At 31.8% G+C, this 1878-nt stretch carries 2 protein-coding genes; both read right to left on the bottom strand.

Annotated elements, in window-relative coordinates; translation table 11 throughout:
- Positions 1 to 144: 144 nt before the first annotated feature.
- Positions 145 to 438 (bottom strand): hypothetical protein, encoded by a 294-nt coding sequence (locus CDZ78_RS12675; RefSeq protein WP_087870342.1) that lies wholly within the window; start codon positions 436 to 438, stop codon positions 145 to 147.
- 247 nt (positions 439 to 685) lie between these two features.
- A complete protein-coding gene (locus CDZ78_RS12670; protein ID WP_087870341.1) occupies positions 686 to 1288 on the bottom strand; it encodes an Lcl C-terminal domain-containing protein in 603 nt (200 codons plus the stop codon).
- Between the last annotated feature and the right edge of the window lie 590 nt (positions 1289 to 1878).

Here is a 1878-nt window from a genome sequence, read left to right as displayed (position 1 = left end):
TTTGTAATTTCATAAACCTTTTGGATTACAGTAATTTGAGCGCGGAATAAATCTTTAGTTACTTTGTTATTTAAGCGAATGCCATTGATTGAATACCCCCCTATCCTTAATTAAATAAGGATATAAACCTTGTAATTTAGTTATTTAGCGAAATCTTTCATCTACCATCTTTCTTGCTAAATACAGATTCATATCAAGCTCATAATCGCTACCATACTCCAAAGCTAACTCTATTATCTCGCTCGGTTCTGTGTCTTTATTAACAAGATTAGGATTTGAAAGAATTGCCAAATAATACTTTTCAATTTTATTAATTTCAAGCAACGCATCTTCATCTCGGATTATAATTCCAAAACATTTATCAAGTTTTTCTCGTTCAGTCAGTGTGCTCATTATTTTACCATTGTAATTTTTAGAAAGATTTTTAAAACCTAACAAGTTATTGCCCCTCTTGAATAACTTACAATCCTAGACATTTAAAGTTATTTAAAAAAATAGTAACTCTCTGCGTGTTTTTTAACTTTAAAATCAAATGGATATATTTTAATTTAACCTGACTTTAGTCATTTTCACCTTTAAAAAGGGGTGAAAATGACTAAAATTCAGAGAGATACATTAATTATTATTTTAAATCAATCTGTTATGAGTTTAAATCACGCTGAGTAGTTACATTTCCTATTACTAATTAGAAGTTCCGTACTGGAATTATGCTCAGTCTGAAATCTCTAGTCGTTTCTGTCTTATTACCATTCCATAAATTTATAGCATGTGATATCTCAGCAGGCGCTTTCTTACTTGCAGTAGAAGACCACATATAACTAGGGTATTCATAAATATTATCTGAATGTAATTCTGTCTTAAGGTTTACATATTTATATACCTCAGTTAATTCCTTCCTTGATGGTATGTACCAATCACTGAATCCATTAACTTGAAATTTACTTATTGCACTCCATATTGTTTCTCCACCTCTTGCAGATTTACAATTCTCTCTTACAACATAAGCAGTATTTGTAAGTCCAGAACCAATACTTGATGAAGTAGCAGCAAATACATGTTCACATCCCCATTCTAGGTTTGATAGGATTGTAGGTGATGTTTCCATTCCATGTGTACCACCATCTGTTACATAAAATACAGTACCTCCTGCTAATCCAGTATCCCCTTCTTTGAATTGAATTGCACATCCAGTATTTTGTATTCGTGTTAATAATTGTGCATATTCATTGTCTGTCATCCAAGATTGACGTTGTATTTTATCTAAACATGATTTCTGATAAACAACCATCTCTTCTTTAGTTAGTTCTGGTGCTTCAAGCTGTACTTGTGGTTCATTTACTGCTTGTGTATCTAATACTGTAGTAGTTAATAATAAACCTACTGTACCTAGAACTATCTTTTTACTTATTTTATTTCTTAAATTTCTTATTCATTATCTTTCTCCTAAATATTTTATTACTTATCTGTTATTACTATTAAGTACTATTAAGTAATAATAAATACTAATAATAATAGCTATAAACCTTAATCGTTTCGATACCCATCCCCCCTTCCCATATGCTGGAAAGAGACGTAGAAATCTCTATAAACCTCAACCTGTTTCTGACCCCATCCCCCTTGATAAAAACGTTTCCTTTATCATCTCCATACTCAAAGTGTAAAACACTTAAAATTTAGAAATGTAATGATAAAAATATCGTCTCTATATCACTGAAGTTTCTCAATTACTGGGTGGCTTTAAAGAACAATACTGGGGTATCAGGGTTTATTTTAGGTGGTTTTGCCTTGTTTGTAGCAAACCCCTATTTAATTCCCTTTAGACAACAGGAATTGCGGGGAGTCGCTATTTTTGCGAAAGCTTGTTTTGGGCATCCCAGC

Source organism: Bathymodiolus platifrons methanotrophic gill symbiont, assembly GCF_002189065.1.
In the GTDB taxonomy this organism is placed as follows: domain Bacteria; phylum Pseudomonadota; class Gammaproteobacteria; order Methylococcales; family Methylomonadaceae; genus Methyloprofundus.
Note: the sequence above shows the minus strand (reverse complement) of the source record. Positions and strands in the feature narration are given on the sequence as shown.